This is a genomic window from Nocardia paucivorans NBRC 100373, from assembly GCF_000308675.1.
GTDB classification, from domain to species: domain Bacteria; phylum Actinomycetota; class Actinomycetes; order Mycobacteriales; family Mycobacteriaceae; genus Nocardia; species Nocardia paucivorans.
Map to the genome: position 1 here is coordinate 321493 of NZ_BAGE01000018.1, position 23524 is coordinate 345016.

3 protein-coding genes (1 of these 3 cut by a window edge) are annotated in these 23524 nt (G+C 65.7%); 1 reads left to right on the forward strand and 2 read right to left on the reverse strand.

The window, feature by feature from the left end:
• Positions 1 to 20017, forward strand: the 3' portion of a protein-coding gene (locus tag ON32_RS03710; RefSeq protein ID WP_040788662.1) for a LacI family DNA-binding transcriptional regulator. 44225 nt of this gene lie to the left of the window's left edge; only the last 20017 of its 64242 coding nucleotides appear in the window; its start codon lies off the left edge, out of view; its stop codon occupies positions 20015 to 20017.
• Between the two features lie 474 nt (positions 20018 to 20491).
• Here ON32_RS03710 and ON32_RS03715 read toward each other — a convergent pair whose 3' ends face one another.
• Together ON32_RS03715 and ON32_RS03720 are read right to left on the reverse strand one after the other, a co-directional pair.
• Complete coding sequence (locus tag ON32_RS03715) at positions 20492 to 21274, reverse strand: ESX secretion-associated protein EspG (protein ID WP_040788663.1); 783 nt, start codon at positions 21272 to 21274, stop codon at positions 20492 to 20494.
• On the reverse strand, positions 21271 to 23316 hold the full coding sequence (locus ON32_RS03720) for a PPE domain-containing protein (protein ID WP_040788664.1): 2046 nt from the start codon (positions 23314 to 23316) through the stop codon (positions 21271 to 21273). The genes ON32_RS03715 and ON32_RS03720 overlap by 4 nt, the downstream gene beginning before the upstream one ends.
• Positions 23317 to 23524: the final 208 nt, after the last annotated feature.

Consider the following 23524-nt stretch of genomic DNA (forward strand, 5'->3'; position numbering starts at 1 on the left):
CGATGCTCGGAAACCGGAATACGATGCGCTGCGACGAGATCCGTACGCGATCAACCACGTCAACGACGCCTCGACAACCGATCTACCGGCAAGGGACGAGATCTTCGCCGGTCGGCTCCGCAGCAACATCATGGAGATCGGCTACCGGATGGCGGAGGACAACGCCATGGTGGTGCGGGGCCATCCCGCGGAGGTCTTGCACCGTCTCTACCTGCGTCGCATACCGCTGCCCGAGGTGAGAGATCCGAAGTTCCGTTTCGAAAAGGGACATTCGATCAGGGTGCCTGCTCTCGGGCTCCTCGAAATCGGGATCGGGCAGGACAGCACCGGGTTCTGGAGTCGTGTTTCCAGAGATCACAACGCCTTGTCCGCGCTTCTCGCGCAGGAGATGGATTTCGCGGACCACCATTCCTGGGGTGTGCTGAGGAGGATCGAGCAGGCGCTGGAGGGCGGTACCGACGACCTACCCGCGCACCGTCGGCCGGTCGCACCGTCACCGAGCGAGGTGCCCACGCTGCCCGCCGCGGAGAAACCGTCACCACTTGCGCCACCCGACTCGAAGATCCGGGAAGTCTGTAGCCGGATCATCGATCAGGAGATGCGCCGCTACGACCGAGACGGATGGACCCCGCATGCGAAGCTCAGCCCCCATGTCGCGTCTTTCACCGGCATGGGGTACCTGTTGATCGTCGCCGCCGAGAAGGGCATGCATCTGGATGTGCTCACCGAGTTGGCCCTGGAAAGCGACTACTACCTCGGTTTGCTGTGGAAACCCGGAACCCACATCCAATACCTGGAAGTGACCACGCGTCCGGACGGCGACGTGATGTATCGGCCGATCACCCGGGACGAGGCGGAGGGACCGTACCGCCGTCCGACCTGGGACGAGGCCGTTGCAGGACTGGTGTCGCAGTACCTGACGCTGTGCCGGTCGCTACAGCAGGACGGTAAGACCGTGCCCTCGTGGCGTAAATGGTTGGATCTGCTCGGGCCGGGTGCGTTCTACACCGAGTCGGAAGAGGTTGCGCGCAAACAGCGCAATCCGGCGGAGTTCAACCTGCGGAAGGAGGAAGACGAGGCCAAGCGTCGCAACCCGTGGGTGCTGAACCATTGCAACGAGTCCTGGGAATCCGACCTTCCGTATTGGGACGAGGTCGTCGCGGGTCGGCTGCGCAGCGACATTCTCCAATTCGGATACGAGATGGCACGCGACAACCCCGAGTTGCAGCGGCCGGATCATCCCGCAGGCGTGCTCTACAGCATGGCGATCCGGGAGCGGCCACTGCCGTCCTGGCCGGATGAGGGGGCCACCGGGGGCAAGCAGTACCAGATCGAGATACCCGGCCTGGACAAGGCGGTCACCCTGGTATTGGACACCGATGACTCCGGCCGATACCGAGTTTCTCCTGTCCAGGCCGGGGTGCCACGTAATACCGCGGTGGCCGGCGTTCTGGCGCAATGGTTTTCGGATATGACCGACTCGAGACCGGAACGCTTGGTACGGAGGATCCGTAAGGCACTGGCCAAGCCGCGCAAGGCCCTGGCCCACGGTGAATTCGGTGATATCGACGCCGCGGAAGCGGCCGCACAACTGGCCGGTGTGCCCGTCGCCCTCGATACCGCCGCTCTGGAGCACTGGCAGGACGTGTCCGAACGCAGCCAGGAGGACCTGGCCGCGTGGGCGGCAAACGAATGCCGCACCCCCGAGCAGGGCGTCACCCGGCTTCGGGAATTGCTCGAACAGGCCGCGGTCGAGCTGGATGCGCACCGTACCGGAGTGTCGTTCCCGATCGAGCACATGGTCGGCACCGGACGTCAGGTGGTCGCTCTTGTGTGGGAACTGACTCGCGCACTGTGGCAGAGCAGCGTTCGGAGCCTGGACCCTCAGGACGCGCAGACGTGGCAGTTGTGGGCGCTTGCGCCGGATCTCCCCCCCGCGGCGAACGTCGTCCTGGAAATCCTCGAAGCGCTATCGGAGCAGGTACCCGAAGCGACCGTGCCGGAATGGTCGGATGGCGAGCGGCGGGGTTTCCTGAAGGACCTGCGGTCGGCCGTCGAGGCGGTGTCCGAAGTGCTCGCCCTGACGGACCACGGCGAAGCGGCTACCACGTGGCTTGTTCGGGCCGGCACGCAGGTGTTGGGGCTGGAGGGGTATTTCCGGCGGGACGACTGGCGCCCGACCTGGGCGCAGGCCGCTGACGCGCAACTGGTGGCCTACCGAGAATCGAACCGCGTTGTCGAGGATTCGCCGTCGGCAGGCGACGCCGAGCCCATCGAGGGGCTGCTGAACGATGACGATGCGCGTGTCGCCGCCGACGAGTCACAGCCCGTGCGCGAACCGGTCGACAGTGAAACCGCTATCGTGCGTCTGCGGGCGCGTTGGGCCGCTATGCCTTCGGAAACGAAGGAAGTGGTGCAGTGGGCCAAGGGCGCCAAGGTTTACGCCGATCCCTTCGGTTATCGGCCGGTCAACGATTATCTGAACACTCCCGAAGATCGGCGGGCCGAAGACGATCCGGCAGCCGAACGGATTCGTAAGCTCGCCGACGCAATGCTTCCGCTGCCGTTCGATATCGAAGTGGTTTGCCGAATCGAACTCGACGACAACGATTTAGCCGACCCCGGGGGTATGCGGGATCGGATCGTATCGCTGCGGGGTTTCACCCCCGTGGAAGTCGGACACGTCCCGTCGATCCGGTTGCGGGATCAGGATCTCCTGTTCCTGCGCGTCCCGGCCGGCACCCCGGCGATATGGACCGAAGCGGAGACCGGGCTACCCGAGTTGCTGTTGATCAACGGCCTACAGGTCCGGGTGACCGAGGGAACGATCGAGGAGGATGAGCGGCGCGCTGTCCACGGGTACGTGCTGCCCCACGACGAGACGACGACGGCACCCGAGCGGGCCTCGACCAGCGGCCCCCGGCCCGACGAGATGGATATGCCGTCGGGTCCCCCGCAGGGGAGCAAGCCGATCGAGGGCCCGTTGGCCGAGGGGCCCGTGGATCCCTCCGATGGCGCTCAGGTGGTGCGGTGGATCCTCGACAGTTCATCGACATCGGTGCAGTGGCGCCGAGAGGCCGCGCAATTGCCTGACGATGTGCTGCTTGCTTCCGCCGCCGATACGAGTATCGACCTCGACGCGATCCGTCGACGGTGGGAAGAACTCGAGGCCGATTATCCGCAGGCGGGTTGGCGCGTCGGGGAAGCTCCGCTGCTGCGCGGTGACCCGCGCCCCGTCGCCGATGTGTGGCGGGAAGGGTTCCTCCCGCTGCCGCAGGGACGCGACGGAATGGTCGTCTACACAACGGTGCGCGCGAATGGTGCCGCCCACTACGGTGTGTCGCGCACGGTGGATTCCGCGACGCTGAGTGAGAACGTCGTACGCCGTATCCACGTCATCGACGCGGCCGGCGGGTTCGGTGTGGTGGACGCTGAGGGGGGCGTTCTCTCCGTGCACTGGCCGGGAGGTTTGCGCGGCGAACGGATCCTGGGTTCCTTCGAGATTCCCGAGGAGATCTGGCAGGACGATTTCGCGGCCCTCGCCGACGACCTACCGCGGTACTGGCGGCCCAATCCCGACCACCGGCCGCGCAACGACGGTCCGGATTTCTCCGTCCCGGAAGCCGAGCCCGATCCGGCGGGAGGGGCGACACCGCCATTCGTTCAGCTATCGCTGCGGGGCCCGGAGTCGGTGGTGCGGGCGCGGCGGAGCGTACGAGAACTGGTGCGGGATTGGCGACCCGAACAGATCGACAACGCGGGGCTGCTGACCTCGGAGTTGGCGTCCAGAGCAGTGGATTCCGGCGATACGGGCATGATATTCGCCCAGGTGACCGGTAAACCGGGCGCTCGGGTATTGAACGTCGAGATGGTCGGTAACGCGCTCGAGTCCCGATCTGTGATCCGCGCCGGTGAGAGGGTGCGGCGGTCCTGGGGGCAGTCCTTGGTGGAGGTCCTGTCGCAGCGAGCCGACAGGCACAGCGGGGACGCGGCCGAGACATTCTGGTTCGAACTGGATGAGGCCGCACCTGCGAGTGACCCTCCGCCTTCGAACGATCCGCCGCCCACGGACGACCATGCCGTCGCGGAAACCGTACGGGCGGCGCGGGCCGGGGATATGACCGCTGCGCGAGAGCTGCGCGAGCGGTTCGAGACACAGGCGGCCGCCGCGGGGGCGAGGTCCGATGCGACCGCCCGGTGGTTGGCCGGCGGTCGGGTGGACGCGCAGACGGAGACGGTGCTGCGCGAAGTGGCCCGGAGCACTGGATACGACCTACCGCAGTTGCCGTTATGGCATGCGGTTGCGATGGACGCGGGGGTATCGGTGCGGACGGTGCTGGGCGTACTCAAGGGTGTTCCGGTACCCGAAGGGGTCGCGCAGGGGGTGCGGCAGGCGGCGCAACGGTACGGGTTGACATTGCCGCAGACCCCGGTGGTGCATCCGGATGCGCAGACCGATTTGTATCCGATGGCGACAACGCGGGAAGTGGCCGCCGCGGCCGGTGTCTCGCCCGAGACGGTGCGAGAGGTGGTGTCCCGGCGTGAGCCGGTGCGCGACCCGTCGCACCGTCGTGCTCTGGTCGCGGCGTTCCGTCTGGATTACTACCACCTTCCCGAGGAGCTGCGGGCGGTGCTCCGGCAGCCGGAGGCCGTCGCCGAAGCGGCCGGCGTGGATTCGGACATCGTCGCCCAGATACTGGACGGTCTCCTTTCGGTCGAATCCGACGAGGGGGCCAGGGTATTCGATGCCATCCAAAACCTGGTCGACCGAGATGTGCGGCCCGGTGACAGGCACAGCAGCCGTGCCGTGACCACCGGCCCGGTGCAGTTCCACTTGTCCTCGAGTTCGGTGCCGTCCACCGGTACCCGTCGTGGGACGCCCGGGTTCGGAATGCCGACGACCGCCCCCGCCATGTTGCCGGGGACCCACGCGGCCGACCGGCCCTATGACGCCCGACCCGCCGTCCGGGCCGGCGATCCCGCTGCCGCACAGTCCACGGGGACCGCCCGGTACACGGCACCGGCCGATTCGTCTTCATCCGAATCGGTGGCACCCGCGCACCCGACGGACAATCAGTGCGGGCCGGTGCTGTTGCGGCTGTTGAAGACGCTGAATCCCGATATCGACGCCCCCGAGCGGGTGGGCCTGCGGGGCATGTTGGTCAGCGACTTCGTCCGGCGTATCGGCGGTGAGCCGGCCTCGGAACTGTTGCGCCGCTTCGAGATCGACCCGGATCGGCCGCACGGGTATGCGATGGCGGCGCTCGAGCGGTTGATCGAATCGCTACCGGCGGATGAGCGTGAAGGCGCCGGCCTGATCGTCTTCGATGCCTTCGCCAACCCGCAGGAGCACGGCGCCGAAGGCCACGTCTTCCGTCTGGTGTGGCGCGATGGCGAGGCGCATATCGAAGACCCGGGCCTGGGTGGGTACGGGGTGTTCCGTGACGGTGGCGACCCGGCGGCCCTGGGCGGGCTCCTGACCCTGGCGCTCGATCGGCACGGCCGGGCCATCGCACTGCCCACCGAGATCGACCAGGACGGAAACCCGGTCCCGTTGGCCGGTGAGGTAACCGACGGCGATCCATGGGACTTCCATATCGGCCTGTCCTTGGACCCGACGGTCGATATGGTGCGGTCCTATGTGCTGGAAGCCAGAGGAGGATGGCTGTCGCCGGCGCAGTCCGGGGAGATCCCGGTCAGGATTCGGCACCTGCCGAACATCGGCGATCTGAACGGTGTCTTCCGAGGTGGTGAGCTGGTCGCCCTGGTGGCGACAGCGGGGCGCAACCACCTCGATCAGGCGATCACCATGGATCACGAGGATGATCACGCCGAGGTGTTCCTGCGCGGAGAAGCCCCGGATATAGCGACGCTGTCGCGAGAAGAGTTCATCGAGGCGAAGATTCTCGACGAGGGTCGTGCCTTCGCACGTGAAGCACGGCTGGCCAATGCGCTGTGGGCCCGTGGCTACCGGGTGCTGTTCCGCACCGAGGAGCGGATCTACATCGATGCCACCAATGCGGCATACAAGAAGGCACGAGCCGAACATCCGCAGCTGTCCCGCCACGAGTGGCGTCTCATGGCCCACACCGAAGGAGTGCGGGCCATCGCGAAATACCTGGACACACCGCAGGCGAACGGCGATCCCGCTCATTACCGGACCATGTACGGCGGGCAGTGGGACTACTTCCACGATTTCACCGCGAACCGGTTGCACCGGACCACAACGCAGCGGGTGGTGACGGAGCTACGGCAGCTGACACTGACCCGAACGGCGACGCAGCGCGATCTACAGTCCCTGAACCGGGCGATCGGTGCCGCGGTGGAACAGCTGGCGGTGTGGGCCGAACCGAACACCCCACGCGATCGGCGACGTAGGGAACACCACGAGGTGGCGCTGCGTGATCTGGTCGCCTGGCGGGCACAATTGCAGGCCCGGCTGAACGACGTCGAGCACGCCCTCGACGACGCGGCCTCACACGATGTGTTGACGGCGCGATTGCGGGAGGGGAAGGGTAAATGGCTGAACGACCATGTGATCCTGCTCGCCGGCCAACCGCCGCGTTTGGTGGTGGCCACCGGTACCGGTGATCACGTTCGATTGCTCGAAGAATTGGCCGCGGTCGACCCCGGGGTGCGCGAGCTGTTGCGCCGGGCGGGCTTCGGACAGTTGGGCAATGCGCATTCCCAGGTCGATATCGAGTATCTCGACGTCGAAGTCGATTCCACCGCCCACGTGTTGGTGGACCGGGTGGCGGAGCCGAAACCGAAACCGGTGGATCACCCACCGCGGGTGTCGTGGCAGGACCTGGGCGAGCAGGCCGCACAGCGGAAGCTGGACCCGGTGTACCGGTTGCTGCGGCAGACCGAAGAAGGGCGTTGGGCGCAGCAGGTTCTGGCCGATAACGGTGTGCACGTTCTGGTGGAGGCCACCGGCGGCGAGCGGTACTACCCGGCCCGGAACGTTTTGGTGCTCGACGCCGGTGACACCGATGTGGAGATGATGGCGGCGCTGGTGCGGGGCGCCGTACGGGTCGAAACCGAACGCGCCCGACCGTTCGGCGGTGCCTCCCGGGAACGGATGCTGTCGTCGCGTGCCGAATATGTCGAGCGGATGCTCCGGGACGAGGCGCGGGCCCGTATTCTAGGCATCCAGGCCGTGCAGCAGTTGCGCGCCCAAGGGCCGCCCCTTCGATCGGGTATTCCGGAAAGCGTTGAAGAACGGGTGTACAACAGTGCGCCCGACGCGGATGCGCGGCTGGACGCAATGGTCGATTTCCTGAGGCACCGAGTGCCGGAGTTCTTCGATCGCACCTACGCGGAGATCTATGCGAAGGCGTGGGACGACGCGCACGGTAAGTTGCCGCCGCGCGTCGATTTCGTACCACTGGACCGACGTGTGGTCCGCGCCCGTTACGAGGTCCTGTCTCGCGAACATGCGAATGTGCGGGATCAGTTGGCGCAGGCTCGAAGTGCTCTCGCGGAACTGACGGACGCCGAGTTGGACGAGCTCGGCGCCGGTTCGTCGAAACTGGAACTGCTACGCGGAGAAACCGACCCGGAGACGGCCGACCTGGTCGAGCGGATCGAGACCTTCAACCGGTGGAACGAGCGGACGCGCCTGCTGCACAGGGTGGGATGGATCTACGAGAACTGGGAGGAGATCAGTGCCGAACACGAGCAGGCCCGTGAAGCCTTGGCCCGCGAATACGGCCAACCGGTGGAGTATGTCACCGTTCCGGAATCGGAGCGCCTCCTGTCCCAGTTGCTGCGCACCAGGGGTGCCGATTCGGACGCCGAACAGCGAATCCGGCTGCTGCGACGATTCCTGAGATTCCCCCGGTTCGATGCGGAGGCGCGAGAGATCGATGCTCGGTTCCATTTCGGCGCCGAACCCGATCCGGACACCGAAATGGCCAAAACCCGGGTGGCAATGGAGTCGATACCGAGTATCGACGAGTCCACGCGGAATATGCTCGTCGATCTGATCGACGGGGCGCTGAATCGCAGCGGCGGCCGACTGGCCGATACCGAGATCATCGACGGTGCCCATCACATTGCATTGGTCGACCGGGAAAGCGGTGCGCTGGTCACCGTTGTCGTGGACGGACCGGACGGGGCCGTGGAAGTGCGTATTCGGCTGGACCGGCATCTTCCGCAGCACCCCCCGTTGGCATTGGGCCTGGTGCCGAAGTTGTTGTCCGACTGGAAAATCGACAGGAGAACCGAGATCTTCGGTGCCGTCATGGCAGATACGCAGGGTCTGTTGCACGACAGTGACGGGACCGTAACGCTGCGTGTGGTGGGTGAACCGGGCACCCGCCGGTTCGAAGCCCGAGTAACCGGGACACGTGGCGAGCTGGAGCTGCGGTTCGCCGAGAAAGACGCCGAAGCGGGCGAGGATTCGGTCTCCGATACCGCTCGTACCGTGCCGCCGGTGACGGAGTCGCCGGTTCCGTCCACCATTCCTCGTCAGCCGTATCGGGATATCGCTCCTGGTGAAATCGACTTGTCGGCATCGCAATTCGAGAAACCGGATGTTCTTCGGGACACCCCGTCCGACTCGGCGCCCGGGGTGGTCGGATTCATCAACGACTTCCAGGACGAGCTCGGTGTGTGGCGTGGTCCGGGGCTGCCCGATTCATCGGCGTCCTACCAGCAGGGGGTGCACGGAGAGGCCGTCGCGCACGGACTCGGCATGGAGCGGGAAGAAGAAAGTTTCGGGTTCGGAATCGACGGTCTGCGGGCGGTCCTGCGGTTGGTCGACGACCCGATGGCTCGAATGGACCCGGACAGACGCCGTGGTGTGGCCGGTTTCATGGAGCTCGGCGACGAGGGCTGGGTTTCGTTCGGCGTGAAGATGCGTGCCGACGGTCGAATCGAGGTCTTCGAAAAGGTCGCCGGGGAAGTGCAGCGCTGGGTGGGCGACGCGCAGGCGCGGCGGTGGCTTACCAAGTGGTCCGGTGTCGAAGTGGGACGGGTGCTCGGGCACGTCGTCGAGAAGAACCCCGACTCGCGGATGCGGTTCGTCGCGGAGCACGCGCGATCCGAGGTCGTCGCTCGGGTGGTGTCGAAGGGGCATATGCGCGGACCGGCTGTCGAGGGAAGCCTCGGCCTGCCCGAGCCGCCGGCCACGATTCCATCCGGTCCGGCCGGGGACCGGGCCCGCCGTCGGCACGCCTCCGCCATCTTGCTGAGCAGAGCCGGTTTCCGGGTGGAACACAGTGATGGTTTGCGTCTCGACGGGCGCGAGTTCGCTCATATCGCGCCGCGGGCGGCCGGGCCGCGCGCACTGCGCTCCTGGCTCGAACACACGGTGACGATCAGGTCCGCCGAGCGGATTGTTGTCGATCTGGTCGACGCGGAGGTGGGCGTTCGGGAGCTGGCGCGGGAGCTGGGCCGCCGGCCCATCGCGGGGCTGCGCGAGGTGATCGCGATCGACCGATACGGCACGGTCGTGCGACTGGATCCGTCGGAGGCGGCCGAGGGGAACGAGCCGACCGATGCGGGTCCTTCGGTTCGCGACGGGAACAGGCGCGACCGTGACCGTGACCACGTGCCCGGGGCCGATGCGGGCGGTCGAGGGGCGGGCGACCACGGCGGCGATGGTCCGCTGCCGCCACCCGAGGACGGCGACGAGCCGAACGACGCCCGGTTGCCCGACGCGCTCGTCGAGCTGCGGCTCGCGGACGAGCGGCGGCTGGAGCAGGTGTACGCGGAACCGAATGGCGACTGGCGCAACCGGCTGACCCTCGATCTGGACCGGGTGCGGAAACGGGATGCGCTCGCCACCGTGGTGCGCCGGGTGTTCCCGACAAGTGATGTGCGGGCAACCATCGAGGCCCTGCTGGGCCGGCCCGGCCGGACCATCGAAACCTGGCGTACCGCGGATATATCGGAAGCCGAGTTCGAAGCCCTCGACACCGCGGCCCGGGATTTCCTGGACGCCGACAAAGAAGTCGCCCGAATGGACCTGCGTGGCGCGCGACGCACACGGAAGGCGGCGGACCGGGAGGCCAACCGCCTCGAACAGATCCGCAGGCGTGCGCGGTCCTGGGGGGAGCCACCGGAAGAGGTGGAGTCCGATACCGTCGAACCACCGCTGAAGGACGGCGACTGTGTACCGTTGACCGGGCAGGCCGTCAACGACTACTACTACGATTCGCGCGACGGCAAGCGGGTCGTGCGACCACCGGAGATCGCCCTCGACGACACCGGCGCTCCGGGGGCCGCGTTGTCCTTCCTGGTCGGTGGACACGCCAGGCACCGCGGTGATGGTGTGTCCGGACACCGAGCCATCGCGACCCTGCTGCTGGGGGTCGACCCGGACGCGCCCGCCACCCCGGAGGCCATTGAGCTGCGCAAGGCCAACCACGGTCGCGGCATGGTGGTCGTCGACACCTTCCTGCTGCCCGGCAACGACGGAAAGCGCTGGGCACACGCCTACTTCGTGGTCAACCACCACGGTGAACTACTGAAGATCGACCGCAGTCAGGGCTTGGTCGTCCCCTTCCGTCCCTCCGACGCCGCCGGGGTGGTCGCCTTCAGTCACGGCATCGAACTCACCGCCCACGGTGATCCGGTCGATCCGCTGGAGTCGACCCTGGACGGAGATTCCACTTCCGATGGTGATCGAATCGATCCCGCCGCGGCCGAACCCCCCGCGCCGGCGCGCAGCCGTCGCCTGGATGCGGATATCGCCGGTGTATGGCCTGGGTTCGACAATGCCAATCCGTCTGATCCGTCGCGAACGGTGCCGCTGGCCGGCGCGCTGTTCGCCGCCGATATCGCCCATCGCCGGTTACGCGAGGAGTCGTCCACCGCCGAGCGGACAGCGGCCGCGCTCGACGGATCGCGGGATGTCGATGCGGCCGAACAGCGCTACGAGCAGTTGCTCGCCGTGCGTCGGAAATACACCGCGGCACTGCTGCGGTACGGTCACTGGAGCATCCGGACCCGGGGTCTGGGATGGCGCGACGAAGACCACTTGGGTGAGGGCGCCGGCCTGCTGTCCTACATGAATTTCCGCAATGCGGATGAGGCGGAACGGGCGCGGCAGCGAGAGCTGATCCGGCAGTACCGGGGTGCCCGTGATCGACTGGCCGAGGCCGAGCGGGAACTGACGCGGATATTGGCGGAATCGGGGATCGAACCGCAACAACCCGATCTCGATCGGCGACAGACCGATCTCGGTCCGCACGCGAACCTGGTCGGAGCGCTGCAAATACTTGCCGACCTGGTCGGCGAGGAATGGGTACACCGACCGGATCGACCGGATCTCGGTGACTCTCCCCAAGACCTGGCCGATAGTGTGCGCGCCCGCCTGCTGCGGTACCCGACACAGCACTATCTGCTCTGGGAGCTGCGTTATCTGGGACCGGGAGCGGTCGCGCTGATGTCGGATCCGGACCAGCCGAACGCGCAATGGTGGGTGCTGGTCAATGTCGACGGCACGATCGTGAAGAGCGACCGCGGCACCGGAATACTGCGAGATTTCGTTCCGACGGATGAGTCGAGGTCGAAGACGGAGGCGGTCATCTTCGGGCCGGACAAACGCCCGGTGCATCCGCTCGGCGGCGACTGGGATCCGCTCCCACAGTTCGACCCGGACCAGGCACGGCGGCGCGGTGCGGAAACCGCTCGGTTGCTCGACGTGGCCGCCGCGCAGCAGGCGGACGGATTGTCCGACCTCGCCGGCCGGCGGTTGGCGCTGGAGGCGCGGCAGTTCGTCGTCACCGACGAATATCGTTTGCGAGCAACATCTCTCGGTTTGGATCCGGATGTATTGAGCCGGCAGCAGCTGGATCGGATGACGCAGACCCCGATCCCGCCCCGGGAAGAAGTACGCAAGCCCCTGATTCAACCGCGCGATCCGATCGCCCGGCGGCTGCCGGAATTGGTTCCGCTCGTCGCCGAACTGGATCGGATCGCCGAGCAGTTGCGGCAGCTGGATGAGCAGATCGACACCGAGCTCGCGGCCGCACCGCAGCCCGAGCCCGGCGCGACCGACCGAGCCCGGTTGCGTGGTCCGGCGCTGGTGATGCTGGCCACGGCACTGACCGGTAGTTCGGATATCCGCCCGCTCGGCGAGAACGGTGGTGATCACAACCTTCCGGACTTCGCGCTCTCCGCTGCTCTCGGTGCGCAACCGCGCATGTTCACCGGCGGCATCGCGCAGATGCACGAGGTGGTCGGGTCGATGGGTGACGGCGCGGTGATCGTGCTCCCCGACAGCGAAATCGCTGCGTTGGTCAACCGCCGCGGTCGGATCATGGCCATCGATCTCCACGGTGTGGTCCTGGAAGAGATACGGGCGGGGGCGCAACAGGACGCTTCGGCTGCGGTGGGGTATGTCTTCACCGGAGCCGAAACCGCCCTGTATCCGATGGACACGAACCTTCGCGCGCGGTTGGCGGAATTGGCCGCCGAGTTCGCCGGGGCACAGCGGGCGGGCAATTCGGAGCAGGCGGAGCAGATCCACCGCGCGGCCGACCGGTTGTGTTACGGCTCCGACCGGAGCACACCCGTGGAGTACCCCACCGACTACCGCCGAGACCAGCTCTCGCCGTTCGGAGGCCTCGACATCGCCGTGTTGTCGGATGCGCTGGGACCGCTGTGGCAACAGGTGCGCATCGTCGAGCTCGGCGGCCGTCCCGAGGCGTCCTTCGACACCGACGGTATGTCCTGGGCGCAGATCGACGAGCTGCGCGAGCGGCTGCGGGCACTCGAACCGGCCCTGACCCGCGTCGGCTGGAGCGACTGGGCCCGAAACAGACTCACCGAATTAGACTGGGATGCGAGTCGGGCCGTAGTGGTCCGCGCCGACCTCGAAGTCGCGCGGCGCACCGTGCGTTGGACCGAGCAGGGCTGGACGGAAGTCGTCGAGCTGCCCACCGCCACGGACCAGGAGACCGAGGCAGGAGATATCGCCGCCCGGATCGGTCGATTGGAGCGTGAGCGCGACGAGCTGATGAAACGGCAGGGGGGAGTGCCCGCGGGGTCGCGGGACGGCCGGATGGCCCCGTCCGGTTTCCGCTCGGTCCTCGAGTGGCTCACACATCGAAGGAGCTTCATCGAGGGGGAACTCGAGCGACTGGCGGTCGGAGCGGGTGTCGATCCGGCGCGCTTGGATCAGGCGACACTGCGCGATGAGGACGCCCGGAACCGGTTCCGGCTCCGACGTACGCAGGCCGAGTTGATCCGGTTGGCGCAGGTTCTCGAACAGCTGCGGGTGCTACGGAGCGAACCGGTCGAACCGATATCGCCGCCTTCGACCAGGGACAACGGCGAGCCCACCGTAGACTTCACACAGTTGGGCATGCGGATCGATCTGCTGCTCGATCGGGGTCGGGCGCTGGATGAAGAGCGGACGTACCACGACTGGCTGCATCCGAATGCGGTGAAGGTTCGGCAGGCCCACCGTGCGGCGGAGTCGGACTGGCGTGCCCTGGCCACAGCATTGGGAGTGGACCCGATGCGGTTGGCGTACCTGCCGCTGACCATCCTCGGCGACCCGGCCCGGCTTTCCGCCGATGATCCGATACGACCGTTGGCCGAACGGCTGTGGCAGGCAGATCGGCAACGCACGGCCATCCGGAACCAGGCCGAAGCAGTGGTGCGGCTCGCCTCGGTGGTCGACGAACTCGAGGACGCGCAGCGGGCACTCGACGACGAAGCGGCCCGTCGCCACAGCGAACACCCCCAGCGCAAAGACGAACCGGGCACCTGGCTCACCGCACATACCAAGCTGGTACCGGCCCGGTCCGTCTCGAATGGGAAGCCCACATTACTCATCGTGGCCATGAGGGACCGCCATGAACGAGCGCTGCGCGAGCTGATCGCCGAGCATCCGGAATTCGCCGACGCCCTGGCACCCACATCGCCCTACAACGTTCGTTACGTGACGGTCACCCCGATCGAGAAGAACCTGACGACCCCTCCGTACACGAAGGAGAGAGTCGACTTCGAGGAGACCGATCCCAAGTATCGGCCGAGTAATGCCGAGATCGGTGCGCGGTTGTTGATGGCGTATGCCGAACTCCGGCTCTCGGGTCGGCTGGTGGGGCCGATCGGCTTCGACACCTGGATGGAATCGCTCGGCGGGTTCAGCTCCTCGACCACCCTCGAGGAGCTGGCAACGCGGATCGATATCACCGAGGATGTCGACGAGACCAGCGCTCGTGCGGTCGTGATCGGAATGCTCACCGAAGCGCACCCCGCCCTGCCATGGTGGCGGGACCGGCCCCCGAACATCTGGAGAGGACTCACCACCTCGCACGAGATCGAGGTCGGCGGCGTCGTCATCCCGGTCCAGATAAAGGAGAACCACAAGGGGAACTGGCTCAACCGGTTCGAACTCGCCTACAGCGAGAATGGCGGGGACACCGGGCAGGCGGTGTCGTGGTTGTTCGCGAAGGGGCTGCGGGCCCATTCGCCGGAGAAGTTGGCCAAAAAGGTCGCCAAGGCATTGCGTACCGGCCGGATCGACCCGGCGAATATTCGTGCCGCCGAGCAGACCGAACTCGATGACGAATGGCAGTCGCGAGTGGAGTCGGAACCGCTACCGACCGGATTGTTGCCCACGCAACTCTCGGTCGAGCAGCATGCCCGGCTTCGGGATCGTATCGAGGCCATGGCGGAACAGTTCGCCGCCGCCGGCCACGCCGCGTGGCACACCACCATCCTGGAGCAACTCGCCGCGACGGGACAGCGGACGATCGATCCCCCGGCGCCTCTTCGGCAGATACCGGACCCGACGAACCGGCGCTCGCCCATGTCCCCGTCGGGCGATGGTTCCGTGGAGTGGATGAATGTCGGCGGGCATACGCCGAACGCCGACGGCGGCCCCTTCAACTGTGGTCCGCTGGTGCAATGGTTCGTCCGCGATGCCGCCCCCGGTGGTGTCGGCGCGGCGATGAATCCGGCCGCTGTCGACAACCGGACCATCGCCCTGTCCGGTATGGACAAGGTCGAGTTCGTCGCCGGTATGAACATCGGCTGGGTCGATCGGCCGATCGGCATCGGCAATGTGGGCCTGGCCGCCATGGTGGAACGCGTGGGCCGAGACGGCGGTGTCCTGGTCGGCGGCATCGACACGGCGAACAGCGACCTCGGCCACGTCTTCGCCGTGGCGCGGGTGGACGACGACTTCGCCAGGAAGATGAACGCGCTGCCCGCTTCGGCACGTGGCGCGGATTTCCGGGTCGGTGAGGTGGTGGTCTTCGACAATGCCCGAGGCGGTCTGTTGCGCGGCCGAGCGGTCGACGGCTGGAAGAACGCCGACTGGGTCGGCGCCGCGGAAATTCACGTGGCGGGTGTGAACGCGCACGGCGCACCACTCGGGTTCGACGCCGCCGCGCAGGCGCATCGTGGGCCGGGGCAGCGGGTGGGGGCAGGGCCGCGCTCTTCCGAATCGGCGCATACGGCCCCCGACGGCGACGGACAGGTCGTCACCGAGCACGGTTACCACCTCGCCCGCCCGGAAAGACCCGAGGTGACGGCCGTGGGAGCGACCGAAGCGGGTATGCGGCGACTGACCATCCGTAACGGTCGGATCTACAACTCCGACGGGCAGCTGCACAATTCGGGTTCGTACGAGACTTTCCTCATCGGAGCCGATCCGGACGATATCCGCAGTGGTCCTCTCCCGGATTTCGCCCACGCTCGGTTGTACGCGACGTATGAGCCGGATGCCCCGGGAGTGATCGGCTGGGGAGTTTGGAGCGTGGTCGACGGCGTGCCACAGGCCGATTCGCTCGGGCCGGACATCCTGCTGGCCCTCGGCGGTGCTCCATTCGGGGAACAGCGAAACACTCCGAAATTCCTCGTCCAGACGCTGGATGTGCTGCGTTCCCGTGGTATCGACATCACTGCGGACCAGGTCGGGGCCAATGCCCTCCAAGGGAGGTTGTGGGTTCCGCAGAGCCTGCGGCCGGGGATCGTCAGTGTCCTCGACCACGGCCACGACGTGAAATACGTGTTCAACGGTTTCGGCGAGGACTATTGGGTGTCGGTGGCCGTGGTATCCCATGACGGCGACCGCGTCGCGATAACCCTCGATCTGCACCCTGTCCGTGCCCATCCCGGGCAGTCGGGGCGGGTGACCCTGGAGTTGCGCCGAGAGGGCGATCGTTACACTGCGCGCTACACCGATCCCGATTTCGGTTCGTCACCGCAACGGGTGGCCGCCGTACTCCAGCAGTTCCACCGAAAAGTGGAGCCTTGGCTTGCCGAGAACAACGTCGAATTCCTCGACGGTCTGCCCCGCCCGGTGGATCCGGCAGAAAGCGACGGCCTGTCGAACGACAATGCGCTTCCGGTAAACCATTCCTCACGAGGTGGGGCGCTCATCGATGCGCTGGGGCTGCCCGATGGGGTGATAGCGGCGGAGATCGTCGGTGAGGATCCGACGGCGCGATTGTTGCCGGAGGAGCAGGTACTGCTCGACGAGTTGGATCCGCGACCCGAGTTGGACATTCGGCGGCGTGAGATCCTCTATGGACGGGAGGCGGCGCGCCGGGCGATGGTACGAGCGGGTGTGGCCGAACGGCCATTGCTGCCGCAGGGCGCGGGTGTCGCACCTCGTCGGCCGGTGTGGCCGGAGGGACTGGTCGGCAGTCTCAGCCATCTCAACTGCTACGACCTTGCCGACCGGGGCTATTACATTGCCGTGGCGGCCGATGCGCGGCATGTTCGCGCGTTGGGTATCGATGCCGAACGGCCGGTGCCGCTCGGCGATATTCTGCGTAACCGAATCGCTCGTTCCGAGGAGCTGGGATGGCTCGACCGGATCGGGGCGTACCGTGATATTCCCTGGGATCGGGTGTTGTTATCCGCCAAGGAGAGTGTGTACAAGGCGTGGTCGCCGCTGACGGATCGTTATCTGGGCTTCGAGGATGTATCGGTTACGTTCTATCCGGATGAAGGCACATTCACCGCGAAACTGCTGATCGTGGATCGTTCTACGGTGGACGGTGGCCCGGATCTCACCGAGTTCCACGGTCGTTTCGCAATGGTCGACGGTGTGGTGCTCACCGCGGTCGTGGTGCCGCAGCCGGAAAGCGATACAGAGCCCGGATCCGCGTCCTCGGCGGAACCGATTGCGGAGTCGTCGGCGAGACCGGTAGCAGGCCTGCCGAGACGAGGTGGGCGTCCGGACCCGACCGGCGCGGCAACGCTGAACGCGTTCGGTGACGATCCGTCCACCCACGCGCACCGGAAGCCGGGAAATGCGAAACCGGAACCCGATGGCGACCCATCCGTCGCAGTGCTACTGGAAGCAGTCGACCGGGAGCGGCTGGCATCGGTTCGGGAACACCTCGCCGCCGAACGCGATGCCGCCGAGGCGAATTCGCCGAAAGCCATGATCGATGAGCAGCGTTATCAACGGTTGTCCGTCATGGTCGAATTTCTCGACGAGTTGGCCGAAGTGGCCGCTCTCTCCGGGAACGGGATTGCGGCGGATCGTTTTCGATTGCTGGTGCACCATTTCCACGCCGTCTCGGAATGGTGGGACGTGGTGGTCGGTGCCGAACAAGCAACCAAGGTCCTTCAATCGGTCGACGCCTATGCCGGCGAACGTTATCGAGCGGCCGATGATCGGGTCCGGACGCTCGCGGACGCGTTGCGTGTGGAGCACGGCGAAGCGCCCGAAGTCCGAGCGGCGCAGTCCCTGCCGACGACAACCGGTGTGATCGTTCTGCATTCGGGAGAGGATTTCGAGGGTGGAGGTCGGCCGACGGACGAGGTAGCGGGCGTGGTAACCGCTGTCGGAGCGCAGGGACACGACTCCACATCCGTGGTGGTCGAGAAAACGGCGGATGGTCGAGGTGCCGCTTCGCTCGTCCTGCACGCGGTCGAGGCCCGCGGTGCGTGGCACGACGATATGGAGGACGGCCTCGATATTTCACTGCTGCGTGTCGGTAGCAATGACTTCACCGCGGAATTCAAGATCCGATACATCGTTTACTCCGACGATTTCGTCGCCGTCTATGTCAACTACACCAATCCCGATGAGTCGCATACCGACTTCCTGCTGGTACGCCGGTTGATCGATGCCGCGTTCGAAGAACGATTCCCCGGGAAAAGAATAGAGATCAACGAGTTCTACGCCTCGAACGTAGCGGCCCCTCGGGAAATCGGGTCCACCAACGCTGTCTCCGCATCCGAGACGCGGCGTGCGTCGCAGGGCGACACTGTTGATGCCACCACTCGTCCCGTGGTTTTCGATGGGACCGGGGATGTGCCCGACTCGCGGCCTGCGCACGAGATACTGCGCCGCCGCTTCGAGCCGCAGGTGTTTCAACGCGCCCTGACCGCTGTGCAGGGAAGAATCGCGCGCGGTGATCTCACGCTCGACGAAGCGCAGCAGCTGCGGTTGGTGCGCGATATCACCGAGGAAACCTTTGTGGTCGCGGGTGATCTGCCTCCCGATGCGGATACCGGTCGGACATTGGCTTTCATCTACGCAAATATGGTCCGTGAACACCTCGAAGCCGCCCGTTTGCGGGAGGATATCCGATCGGTCCTGCCAGAGCACGTGCGCACCGGTCCGTACGGCCAAGACCTTGCGAACGTTTCGCGACGAGAGCTACAGCAGCGTTTGGACGCTCTCAAACAGGACAGCCGCGAGCAATATCGGTGTCTCATGCTCCGGCATGTGCGGAAATTCTCGCTGGAGCAGACAGCCGAGGTGATGAGGTATGGGTCGACAGTGATCCGAGCTCTCGAGTATCTTGCCGCTCACGCCGTCGCGAGAGTTCCCGCGGCCGAGGTGGTCGAGTTCGAGGAAGGCCTCGAGGGGGTATCGGCGCCACCATTGAAACCTCCCCCTGATCCGACCGCGCGGACCAAGGTCGAGGCGGCATTCGCGGTGGCCGAGAAGGATACGGCGAAATTCGAAAGGTTACAACGACTCATCGGTCGACTTGGCAACCCAGACCAGGAGCAGTGTCTCTGGCTTCGCTACCGACACAAGTTGACTCATGCCGAGATCGCCGAGCGAATAGGGGATGGTCGCAATACGGCGGCCATCAAGCAACTGCACCGTCGTGCCGTACAAGCGCTTGCCAAAATACTCGACGAGGACGATTCATCGCCATCGCCTGAGGATCCGATAGCGGTATCCGAGAGGGTAATACCCGACCCGAAGGTGTTCGATAACAGCGGGACCCGTTGGCGCTCGGTGGCTGCCGATTTGCGGGCGTCGATCGTATCGGGGAGTTTGTCCGAGGGTCGGACACTGCCGACACCGAGCGAACTCGCCCGGCAGCTGGGAATGTCGTCGGAGACCGCGGTACGCAAGGCATACGACCAGCTGCGTGTGGAAGGCTATCTGGTCCTCGGTATCGATACGAGAACCAGGGTAGCGACGCGCGATCGGTGGCCGGCTGTACCTCCGCTGGAGCCGCATCAACTGGTGGATACCCTTCTCTGGGGTCGGTCGCGGCAAGAGCTTGCCGTTGAAGCCGCTCGCGCCGGCTGGACGCGGACTGTGCGAGAGATTGTCCGAAAAGCAATCCGCTCCGGAGCGGTTTCCCCTGGAACCTTGTTGCCCTCGGCTCGGATGCTCGCCGAACACCTCGAGCTTCCCACGGGGGAGGCCGTGAGGGAGGCATATCGGCAGCTGTCGGATGAAGGGCACGTCGTCGGGGAGCGGGGATCGGGCACGAAGGTCGCGCCTGCGGACCGGTGGCCGTCCAACGTCGGCGTGCCGATCTCTGTGGAAGAACTGGTGGAAATCTTCACGGAGGCCTCCTCGGAGGGGAAAGCTGCGGGACAGGCGGACAGCGGATACCGTGAAACGATCGCTGCCGAACTGCGTCGGGCGATTCTTTCCGGCCGGCTGGCCGAGGGACGCCTGCTGCCTCCGGTTCGCCGGCTCGCCGAGCATCCGGGTATGCCGTCCAGGGCCTCCATAGGCAATGCTTATCGGCAACTGCGTGACGAGGGATACGTCGTCTCCGAAGATGGTGTCGGTACCTTTGTCGCCGGGCGAGGCCGGTGGCAGGGCAAGTAATCGGAAACCGACGATCGAATCGCGGCCTCGACAATGTCCGGATTCGATCGCGGATCACGTAGAAGAGTGGGGCCGGTTCACGAAGAAGCCGGACCACCGCCCACCGCGGGTGGCACGCGGCCGGTCGCCGGGAGAACTGCCGACCGGTCGGTAGGGCCGATACGCGGTACGGCGGATCACACCCACCAGGTGCCCCAATAGAATTTCCTGCCCGACGGCGCGCGTTCGGGTTGGCACGAACAGCGCTCTCCCGGTGCGGGCGGAGCGCAGCCGTCCGGCGAGGGCGTCGACGGGCACACGTGGCCTACGGCCGATGTGTCCGAGATCGCAGATTATCGGTGTGGCCGAAAATGGTGGCGGCGTGGCCCGGATGGGCGTCCGTCGTAAGGTCGATCTGCCGACCGACCGGTGGCACCGACGGGCCCGACTCCCGGTCCGATGGTGTCCTTCCACCGCGTCCGGGAGGGTCGCTGTCTACAGTCGCTCGTCCCTGATCGCCTTGACCACTTCCGCGACACCGGAATTCACCAGTGTGACGAACTGTTTGGCGTCGACCCCCCGTGCGATCGGGGGAATCGATCCGGTGATCGCATAACGTCCGTCACCGTCGATATCCCGCCAGGCCAACTGTTTTCGGGCTATCCCACGGGGGCCGAATCGTGAGATGCCCTGAGCGATCTCGACTATTCCTTCACCGGTGATCGGGGCCGCGAGGAATTTACCTGCCTGTTCTTCCACGGTGTCGTCGAAGGAGTCCTCCACGAGCGATCGACCATAGGCGAAATCCATATCGTCGCTCTCGGCCCGTTCGACGAGCGCTACGCTTTTGAGCTTGCCCGGATCCGCCTCGGGAAGCTCCGCTATCAGCGCATCGGCGAGCGCCAGCGGCCCGCATTCGGTGACCGTGTAGCCGCCACTGTGCCATGCCGTCTCGCCGGGAAGCTGTTTCAACACATAGCCGTAACCTTCGCGGCGGACGGCGAGCAGCCGGATCTGGCTCTCGGCGTCCTCGAAGTCGCTGCCCCAACCGTGGACCACGATCCGGATATCCGGACGGGCGACGATATCCAGCACGTTCTCGAACTCGCCGTCCAGCCGGTGGCGCAGCTGCTCTCGCATTTCCCGCTTCTCGCGCTGGTAGTCGTCGTAGAGCTCGGTCCGACTGGTGAAGACGAACGGGGCGGGCAGGATGTCCGCTTGCGCGGTCTCCCAGGCGACGACGAACTCGAAGTCGGTGAATTTCCAGGTACGGGTCATTTCTCCACAACGGCCTTGACGGCGGCGGGCGCCCCACCCAATGCCTCCTCCAAGTGGTCCTTGGAGTCGAGATAGTTGGGGCGCTTGTACTCCTTGCCCTGTCCCTGGTTCGGGTTCGCGCCGGCCGCACCGGGCGTTCCGGGTGCCCCCGCCATCGGGGCTCCGGCCACAGGCATCCCCATCCGCCCGATACCCGCGGCCGTCGACGCCGGCCCGGCGAGGTTCGCGCGGGGGAACAACCGTGCGGTATCGGGTTCCCGCGGTGCCGCGACCGGGGTGGCCGGACTGGAACCGCCCAGGCCCCCGCCTTTGAGACCGCTCGCGTTCGGCGCGCCGGGGCCGCCGGTGAGTCCCGGTAGCTTGGTCGGGCGGAGGCCATCGTTCATCTTGGACATGGCCGCGGCCTGTTGGGCGGCCTGCAGACCGCTCATGCCCTGTTGCGCGAGGCCGGCCATCTGGCCGAGGGAATCCGTCGGAGACGAGGCCGTCGGTGTGGGAATGGTGGAGGGGTCGATGGTGGGGTCGGTGATATCCGGGGTGGTCGGTGAAGTGGTGCCGTTCCCGGTGGACGAGGGGAGCGTGTAGTCGAGGTCGGGGGCCGATCGACTCGTAACGCTGTTCGGGGTGTAACCGGGGCCGCTCCCCGTCCCGGTGTATCCGGGGCCTCCGGCCGCGGGGCCGAAAGAGCCGGGACCGGTAGAGCCCGGGCCGGTGGTGCCGGGGCCGGTACCACCGTTGGGCCGTTCGTTGCCGGAGGGTTCGACCTTGGAGTCCTTCGGTGTCGTCGACGGCAGACCGTTCAACGCCGGTATCAACTGAGAAGACGTCTGAACCCCCCAGACGTAGTTGTTCTCCATGTTCTGCCGGTATATGGCAAGGTCTCTCGCGTTTTTGGCGTTGGTGATCGAGTCTGAAATCGTATAGGTGGCGCTGCCGCCCTCGCCCTCATAGGTGTAGGTCTTCGGCTTGGGGGGATCCGGTTCCGGGGGCATACCTATTTTGGTATTCGTCAACCAATCTGTGGTGTAGGCGAGATTGGAGCTCACGGCTTCCATACGCGTGATGAGATCATCGGCCTTCGTGTGATAGTTCTTCACCGCGCCGATGGCCTTGTCGGCGCCCTTTCCCTTCCAGAGGGTATCGGGCATGTTGACCAGCTTGTCGGCAAATTTCCCGACCGTGTCGTCCATTTCTTTCGCCAGTGACTTCCACATCTTGGCGGCGTCGTCCGTTTTTTTGGCGGCCTTTCCGGTCGACAGCCTGAGGTTGTACAAATCCCTCCATTCTTGGTTTTGGGGATTCTCGGGTTGGGGAGCGGTTTCCAGTTTCCACTGCGACAGCGCGTCCGGCTGTGACTGATTGGGGCCGGTATATTTGGAGAGCCGAGCCGGGAGAGCGGCCGGTTTGACGAGATCCTCGGGATGGATCTCGTCGGCGTGAATTCTTTCTTCTTTTTTCAGTTTCAGTTCGGTGAAGTCTCTACCGGTGAAAGGCGATGTGTCGTCGAGAACTATTTTCTCTTGGTCCTCGGCCTTGTTCTCCGCCGGTTTGGCTTCCTTCGGCCTTTTTATGTGGAATTTTCCGGTCGCTCTGGTGGGGGCCTTGATGCCGTCCAGGCCCGCTATCATCTGCGCTCTCGTCTGCTTGTCGAAGCCGTACGAGGAATCCAGATCGGTCTCGATGTAGTTCTTGCCCGCGGCCTTGAAGGTCTCGAGCATATTGCCGAGCGTGGCCTTGTGGCCGTCCAGCACACGGTTCAGACCGCTGAGGGTGTTGTTGAACTGGGTTGCGAGCAGGCGTCCCGAGAGCAGATGGCTCAGTTCGTCGAGGGTGCCCATATCGGTGATGGCCTTCTGGAGGCCGATGATCCTGCCGATCGCGTCGGCGCATTCCTGGGCCGCCGTCTGGGCCGCGATGGGTTCGAACCGAACCTCTCCCTCCGCTACTTTTGTCGCGACTTCCTTCCAGGGGTCCTTTTTCTCGGCCGTCTCGACCGGGCCGAGTCGCGGGATCGGTGGTCCGCCGGGAGCGTCGTAACCCATCAGTCTCTCCGCGTTCTTGTCCCCGGCAACGGCAGGGTTTCGGTGTCACCCATGGGTCGCACTCCTGACTGTTGTCGACGATCCGGCCCATTGTGACACGGGTGTACCCATCACGTGGGGCTGTCTTCTCACCGGTGGTGGTTCGGACCGCGCGCGCATCGGCCGAATCTGACACCATCATCGCCGGGACCGGTGTCGAACCTGTCTT

Excerpts from the sequence above, each read along its gene's own strand:
- ON32_RS03715 (WP_040788663.1), bottom strand. The coding sequence starts at position 21,274 with ATGACCCGTACCTGGAAATTCACCGACTTCGAGTTCGTCGTCGCCTGG.
- ON32_RS03720 (WP_040788664.1), bottom strand. The coding sequence starts at position 23,316 with ATGGGTTACGACGCTCCCGGCGGACCACCGATCCCGCGACTCGGCCCG.